This is a genomic window from Enterobacter cloacae complex sp. IR5450 (genome assembly GCF_049238665.1).
GTDB lineage: Bacteria > Pseudomonadota > Gammaproteobacteria > Enterobacterales > Enterobacteriaceae > Enterobacter > Enterobacter hormaechei_C.
Map to the genome: position 1 here is coordinate 42,878 of NZ_JBMKIC010000035.1, position 6,868 is coordinate 49,745.

The following is a 6,868-nucleotide window of genomic DNA, read 5'->3' on the forward strand; positions in this document are numbered from 1 at the left end:
TAATCAGTTATGCCTGTTGAAAAATTCAACAATGGCGTTGAGCGCGACTGAGCGCATAGCGTCCTTTTCAAAAAGGATCTCATGGTACGCACCGTTGATGACCAGCGGTTTACCCCCTTCACAGGGATGGCCCGCAGCGGCGCGAAGTTCACAATAGCGGTCATGCATGCGGTTATCCACCACACGCTCTTCTTCCGCCTGGATCAGGAGCGTCGGCGTGTCATCATCGCCTACGCCTGCCAGCACCTGTTCACCGGCATGAATACCTTCCCGCACCCAGTGCCAGGTGGGGCCGCCGACCCGCAGACGCGGTTCATCGGCATAAAAACGCAGGTTGCGCCGATAACGCTGCCGACTGTGGGTTAACACGTTGATGGCAAACGGTAACGCCCGCCAGCGTCCTGTTCCGATGGCATAGCCTTCTCGAATGCGCTGATGGCCCTCAGCCCAGTCGAGAAGATGGCGCACCATCCAGTCAGGAAAACGTATCACAATGCCGTACATCGGCGCGGTTAGCGCAATGGCGTCGCACTGGTGCTTATGGCGCTGCAAAAACAACGTCGAGATCGCGCCCCCCATGGAGTGGGCAAGAATATAACGCTTGCGCCACGGCCCGGGCTGCACTTCCTGCTGCCAGAACGCGGCCAGATCGTCGACGTAATCGCTGAAGTTATCCACGTGGCCGCGATGGGTATCCGGCAACATCCGGCCGGAAAGCCCCTGCCCGCGATGGTCGATAATTAACACATCAAAGCCCAGATGGAACAGGTCATACGCCAGCTCGGCATATTTGATATAGCTTTCGATGCGCCCGGGGCAGACCACAATCACCCGGTCATTTTTTTCATCACGGAAACGAACGAAGCGTACCGGGATTTCCCCGACGCCCATAAACTCATCTTCCTCACGCTGGCGCCAGAAATCGGTCAGCGGCCCCATGGAGAAAGCAGCAAATGCGTTTTCTCGTGTTTCCCAGTCCTTTTTCTGCTGAAACATTGGGTTTCCACCCCCCGTAATTCAGGGAATATCGTTTTTTTCGTCACCGGTCACAAAATGACTCAACAATAGCGTATTGTGGCATAAAAACAGACGATCCGGGAGTTTCAAATGACCTTCGAGTGGTGGTTCGCCTACCTGCTGACATCCATCATCCTCAGCCTTTCACCTGGCTCGGGCGCAATCAACACCATGACCACCTCAATTAATCACGGCTATCGCGGCGCGGTGGCGTCAATCGCCGGTTTACAGACCGGGCTTGGCATTCATATTGTGCTGGTGGGGATTGGTCTGGGCACGCTGTTCTCCCGTTCGGTGCTGGCCTTCGAGGTGCTGAAATGGGCTGGCGCAGCGTATCTTATCTGGCTGGGCATTCAGCAGTGGCGCGCCGCTGGCTCGATTGATCTGCATACGCTCTCCCGGACGCAAACACGCGGCCACCTGTTTAAGCGCGCGGTGTTCGTTAACCTGACCAACCCGAAAAGCATCGTGTTCCTCGCCGCCCTGTTCCCGCAGTTTATCGTGCCGCATCAGCCACAGGTGATGCAGTACGTGGTGCTGGGCGCAACCACCATTATTGTCGATATCATTGTGATGATTGGTTACGCGACGCTGGCGCAGCGAATTGCGGCGTGGATCAAAGGGCCTAAGCAGATGAAGGCCCTGAACAAAGTCTTTGGTTCGCTGTTTATGCTGGTTGGCGCGCTGCTTGCGTCAGCGCGTCATGCTTAGCGAGAAATGATGAGATGAATGCCGAAGCCGGCGAACAACGCGCCGGCGAAGCCGTCGATCCACTTCGCGATGCGCTGGTAGCCGCGACGCATCGCCGGTAAGGCAAACAGGCTTGCCACAACGGTAAACCAGGCGAACGTTTCCACAACGATCAGCAGGAAGATCCCCCAGCGCGCGCCCGCGCCGACGTTATCCCCCACAAACAGCGAGAATACCGAGCCGAAGTAAATAATTGCTTTCGGGTTCGCCAGGTTGGTCAGCAGCCCTTTCACAAAGCTACGGCCGCCCGTTGCCAGCTCAACCTTTGGCTCTTCCGGCTTGTTCTCTTCTTTCTTCAGCGCCCCGCGCAGCATCTGGTAGCCCATCCAGCACAGGTACAGACCGCCGCCAACCATAATGATGTTATGCAGCCACGCCATTTTCGCCAGGATCAGGTTCAGACCGAGCAGCGCAACCGCCGCCCAGACCATGACGCCCATGGTAATACCGAGCACACCCATCATCGCCTCTTTGCGGGAGCGGCTGACGGCCGTTTGCGACACGAAGAAAAAATCAGGGCCTGGGCTCATCAGCGCAACGATGTGCACTAACGCCACGGTGAGAAATAGCATTAACATAATTAGCTCGCGGGGAAATAATACAGTGAGTCACCATCCTGGCACTTTTTCGCCCGGCTGACTACTCCTCATCATCACCATCAGCGTGGGAACGGATGAGCGCCATAAACTCTTTACCGAAGCGCTCCAGCTTGCGCGTGCCGACGCCGTTGACGCTGAGCATCTCGCTGGCGCTGAGCGGCATTTGCTCGGCCATCTCGATCAGCGTCGCGTCGTTGAACACCACGTATGGCGGGATGTTCTCTTCATCGGCAATAGCTTTACGCAGCTTACGCAGCTTGGCGAACAGCTTGCGGTCGTAGTTACCGCCGTAGGATTTTTGCATCACGCGCGGCTTCAGGGCGACGACGCGCGGAACGGCGAGCTTCAGTTCAACCTCGCCACGCAGGACAGGTCGCGCCGCTTCGGTCAGCTGAAGCGCAGAATGCTGGGCAATATTTTGCGTGGCAAAGCCGAGGTGGATCAACTGGCGGATAATACTCACCCAGTGCTCATGGCTCTGGTCTTTCCCGATGCCGTAAACCGGTAGCTTGTCGTGACCCATATCGCGGATACGCTGGTTGTTAGCCCCGCGCAGCACTTCAACGACGTAGCCCATCCCAAAGCGCTGGTTCACGCGTCCGATAGTCGAGAGCGCTTTGCGCGCGTCCATCAGGCCATCGTACTGCTTCGGCGGGTCGAGGCAGATATCGCAGTTGCCGCACGGCGCCTGACGCCCTTCACCAAAGTAGTTGAGTAACACCAGACGGCGGCAGGTTTGCGCTTCGGCGAAGGCCCCCATCGCGTTAAGCTTGTGGCGTTCGATATCCTGCAACTGCCCCTGCGGTTTCTCTTCCAGACAGCGGCGCAGCCACGCCATATCCGCCGGGTCGTAAAACAGCATCGCTTCCGCAGGCAGACCATCACGCCCGGCGCGGCCGGTTTCCTGATAGTAGGATTCGATATTGCGCGGAATGTCGAAATGCACCACAAAGCGCACGTTGGGCTTGTTGATCCCCATCCCGAACGCCACCGTTGCGACCACGATTTGCAGGTCGTCGCGCTGGAATTTTTCCTGCACATCGGCGCGGATGTGGTTCTCTAACCCGGCATGGTATGCCGCCGCGCTAAAGCCGCGATTTTGCAGACGCGCAGCGGTGTCTTCCACCTTTGCGCGGCTGTTGCAGTAGATGATGCCGGACTTGCCGCGCTGCTCCTGCACGTAGCGCAGGAGCTGATCCAGCGGCTTGAACTTTTCCATCAGCATATAGCGGATGTTCGGGCGGTCGAAGCTGCTGACCTGAATATACGGGTCGTTCAGTCCCAGCAGGCGAACGATGTCCTGACGCGTGGTGTCGTCCGCCGTGGCGGTAAGCGCCATAAACGGCAGCTCGGGGAAGCGCTGACGAAGCTGGCCGAGGGCGGCGTATTCCGGGCGGAAATCGTGCCCCCACTGGGAGATACAGTGCGCTTCATCCACCGCCAGCAGCACCGGGTTCCAGTGCGCCAGGTGGTCGAGGAAGTTGTCCAGCATCAGGCGCTCTGGCGCGATATACAGCAGGCGAACCTGTCCGGTGCGGCACCCGGCCATCACCTCTTGCTGCTGCTCGCGAGTTTGCGTTGAGTTAAGACAGGCCGCCGCCACGCCGTTGGCGAGCAGCTGGTCGACCTGGTCTTTCATCAGGGAAATAAGGGGTGATACCACAACCGTCAGGCCATTAAGCACCAGCGCGGGCACCTGATAGCAGAGCGATTTACCGCCGCCGGTCGGCATGACCACCAGGCAATCGCGGCCTTCCAGCACGGTTTCAATGATGGTTTCCTGGCCAGGACGGAACTGCTGGTAGCCAAAGGTTTCATGCAAAACCTGTTTAGCCAGCGATTCCTGATTCAATACTTCCGCCTGCGCCACGTTAACCCCATATGCCAGAAATGAAACAGGCGCTATTTTCAGCGCCTGAGAGAGAAACTTCAACGTTTAACGCAAAAACATTCGAGCAGCTTAGAAAATATCGTTCAGCATGACGCCCACACCGACGCGGGTCTGGTTGAAGTTGTAGTCGATCAGCGATTCGCCGTAGCCGCTATACACCTGGGTATAGAGACGCACGTGTTTCGTTACCGGGTAGCTCAGGCCCAGCTCTGCACCGCCGTAGCCGGTATTCCAGTTGTACTGGCCTTTGGCGCTCAGCACCGCGTCACCCAGCTGATAGCCCACCTTAAGCTGATAGTATCCCATGTATTTGGTGATATCCGGGTTGTCATCGGTGCTGCCTACTACGTACCACGGCTTCACTTCCACCATGAAATTGCCGTTCTGCGCCATCAGACGCGTATAGATGCGGTTCCAGCTGCGTGAGGTTGGGTCGGAACGACCGTTGGAATCGTGGTTATAGCCCACCTCCACGTCTCGCAGCGTCCAGCCTGCAAACTCATAATCGGTGGCGAAACCGAGGAACAGCTGCGGTTCATAGTTGGTTTCGCGGAACGGTGATGACTCCCCGCTGTTGGAGAGTTGCCACCATGACTTCTGCGTGTAGGACGCGCCAAGTACCGAGTTCGGCCCCAGGATGCCGCGCCAGAACGGGAAGGCGAGGCTGAGCTGGAACTTCACCTCATCTTTACGCGCATTATCAGACCAGTTATAGGAGCTTATCGCCTCTTTGTTGAGATCGCTGGTCTGGGTGTAGATCACGTAGTTTGTGTCATACGGGTACAGCGTGAACGGATTGTCATGCTCCTGAAGCATATTGGCGATGATGCTGCCCTTAACGGCAGGTTTATCATGCACCTCTTTGATCGTCGCTTCCTGCGCATATGCTGTGAGGGGCAGCGCAACCGCCGCCAGTAACCAACCCAGATACGTCCGCATCGGTGGTGTTCTCCTGAAATGGTGACATTTAATGAATAGTTTTGTCCGGGCATTCTACAGACTTCTGCGATAACTTCCGCTTCCTCGTTTCTTAAAGTGGCATTCCTTTATCCTGAAGCATAAAATCAACATTTTGTTAACAACAAGGATGCCACGTCAGATGTCAGCCACACTCACCGCCGAAGAAACCTTAAAGCTCGTGGGCGAGATTTTTGTGTACCACATGCCGTTCAACCGTGCACTGGGTCTTGAGCTGGAGCGATACGAAAAAGACTTCGCTCAGCTGAGTTTCAATAATCAGCCAATGATGGTCGGTAACTGGGCGCAAAGCATTTTGCACGGCGGGGTAATTGCCTCCGCGCTGGACGTGGCGGCCGGTCTGGTGTGCGTGGGCAGCACGCTGACGCGCCACGACACCATCAACGAAGATGAGTTACGCCAGCGCCTGTCGCGCATGGGCACCATCGATTTACGCGTCGACTACCTGCGCCCAGGACGCGGAAACCGCTTCACCTGTACCAGCAGCCTGCTGCGCGCCGGGAATAAAGTTGCCGTCGCCCGCGTTGAGCTGCATAACGAGGAGCAGGTTTATATCGCCAGCGCAACCGCCACTTATATGGTGGGTTGAGACGGCAAATTCGGGTAAAATTACTTCACTTTTTTGTAACGGATTTTCCCGATGGATGCTAAACAGACGCGGCAGGGCGTTTTACTCGCCCTTGCCGCTTATTTTATTTGGGGTATAGCACCGGCGTACTTCAAACTTATCGCCTATGTCCCGGCGGACGAGATCCTCACTCACCGCGTCATCTGGTCGTTTTTCTTCATGATTGCGCTGATGAGTATCAGCCGTCAGTGGTCAGGCGTCAAAACGCTGCTGAAAACCCCGAAGAAGGTCTTCCTGCTCGCCCTCTCTGCGGTGCTGATTGGCGGAAACTGGCTGCTGTTTATCTGGGCGGTGAATAACCATCACATGCTCGAAGCCAGCCTGGGCTACTTTATTAACCCGCTGGTCAATATTTTGCTGGGGATGATTTTCCTCGGCGAGCGCTTTCGCCGGATGCAGTGGGTGGCAGTGATTCTGGCCTTCTGCGGCGTGCTGGTACAGCTGTGGACCTTCGGCTCACTGCCGGTTATCGCCCTGGGGCTGGCGTTCAGCTTTGCCTTCTACGGCCTGGTGCGTAAAAAAATCGCCGTGGAAGCGCAGACGGGAATGCTGTTTGAAACCCTGTGGCTGCTGCCTGTCGCCGCGATCTACCTGTTCGGTATTGCCGACAGCGCCACCAGCCATATGGGCAGCAACCCATGGTCGCTGAACCTGATGCTGATGGCCGCGGGCGTGGTCACGACGATACCCCTGCTGTGCTTCACCGGCGCGGCAACGCGTCTGCGCCTCTCCACGTTGGGCTTCTTCCAGTACATTGGCCCGACGCTGATGTTCCTGCTGGCGGTGGTGTTTTACGGCGAGGTGCCGGGTGCGGATAAGATGGTGACGTTCGCCTTTATCTGGGTGGCGCTGGCCATCTTTGTTGCGGATGCGATTTATACCCAGCGCAGGGTGCGCAAAGGGCTGTGATGTTGCCCTCACCCTAACCCTCTCCCACAGGGCTGAGGGATCCCCAGTAATATGGTCATGCCACCATGACCATATTACTGTACTCTTTTCCCAGCT

At 56.9% G+C, this 6,868-nt stretch carries 7 protein-coding genes; 3 read left to right on the top strand and 4 right to left on the bottom strand.

What is annotated here, in order from left to right; genetic code table 11:
- Positions 1-3: 3 nt before the first annotated feature.
- On the bottom strand, positions 4-996 hold the full coding sequence (gene pldB, locus ACOTYB_RS20755) for a lysophospholipase L2 (RefSeq protein ID WP_015570002.1): 993 nt from the start codon (positions 994-996) through the stop codon (positions 4-6).
- Positions 997-1,107: 111 nt separating this feature from the next.
- On the opposite strand from pldB, the gene rhtB reads away from it, so the two are divergent.
- Positions 1,108-1,728 carry a homoserine/homoserine lactone efflux protein gene (gene rhtB, locus ACOTYB_RS20760; RefSeq protein ID WP_003860798.1) on the top strand — a complete coding sequence of 207 codons (621 nt, stop codon included), beginning with the start codon at positions 1,108-1,110 and terminating at the stop codon, positions 1,726-1,728.
- Here rhtB and rhtC read toward each other — a convergent pair.
- The 3 genes from rhtC to pldA all read right to left on the bottom strand — a co-directional run bounded on the left by rhtC (position 1,725) and on the right by pldA (position 5,196).
- Positions 1,725-2,345, bottom strand: coding sequence for a threonine export protein RhtC (gene rhtC, locus ACOTYB_RS20765; RefSeq protein WP_023323988.1), 621 nt, complete (start codon positions 2,343-2,345; stop codon positions 1,725-1,727). The two genes, rhtB and rhtC, sit on opposite strands and share 4 nt — an antisense overlap.
- Positions 2,346-2,406: 61 nt before the next feature.
- Positions 2,407-4,236 carry an ATP-dependent DNA helicase RecQ gene (gene recQ, locus ACOTYB_RS20770; protein WP_003860800.1) on the bottom strand — a complete coding sequence of 610 codons (1,830 nt, stop codon included), beginning with the start codon at positions 4,234-4,236 and terminating at the stop codon, positions 2,407-2,409.
- A gap of 90 nt (positions 4,237-4,326) precedes the next feature.
- On the bottom strand, positions 4,327-5,196 hold the full coding sequence (pldA, locus tag ACOTYB_RS20775; RefSeq protein WP_003860803.1) for a phospholipase A: 870 nt from the start codon (positions 5,194-5,196) through the stop codon (positions 4,327-4,329).
- 160 nt (positions 5,197-5,356) lie between these two features.
- Here pldA and yigI point away from each other — a divergent pair, with 160 nt between their 5' ends.
- Both yigI and rarD read left to right on the top strand, forming a co-directional pair.
- Positions 5,357-5,824 (top strand): acyl-CoA thioesterase YigI, encoded by a 468-nt coding sequence (gene yigI / locus ACOTYB_RS20780; protein WP_006812366.1) that lies wholly within the window; start codon positions 5,357-5,359, stop codon positions 5,822-5,824.
- Between the two features lie 51 nt (positions 5,825-5,875).
- Positions 5,876-6,772: an EamA family transporter RarD gene (rarD, locus tag ACOTYB_RS20785; protein WP_017694744.1), complete on the top strand. Its 897-nt coding sequence runs from the start codon at positions 5,876-5,878 to the stop codon at positions 6,770-6,772.
- Positions 6,773-6,868 lie beyond the last annotated feature (96 nt).

What these genes read in the sequence shown, in the direction of transcription:
- rhtB (WP_003860798.1), top strand. Translation starts at nt 1,108, where the DNA reads ATGACCTTCGAGTGGTGGTTCGCCTACCTGCTGACATCCATCATCCTC.
- pldB (WP_015570002.1), bottom strand. Translation starts at nt 996, where the DNA reads ATGTTTCAGCAGAAAAAGGACTGGGAAACACGAGAAAACGCATTTGCT.
- pldA (WP_003860803.1), bottom strand. Translation starts at nt 5,196, where the DNA reads ATGCGGACGTATCTGGGTTGGTTACTGGCGGCGGTTGCGCTGCCCCTC.
- rarD (WP_017694744.1), top strand. Translation starts at nt 5,876, where the DNA reads ATGGATGCTAAACAGACGCGGCAGGGCGTTTTACTCGCCCTTGCCGCT.
- yigI (WP_006812366.1), top strand. Translation starts at nt 5,357, where the DNA reads ATGTCAGCCACACTCACCGCCGAAGAAACCTTAAAGCTCGTGGGCGAG.
- rhtC (WP_023323988.1), bottom strand. Translation starts at nt 2,345, where the DNA reads ATGTTAATGCTATTTCTCACCGTGGCGTTAGTGCACATCGTTGCGCTG.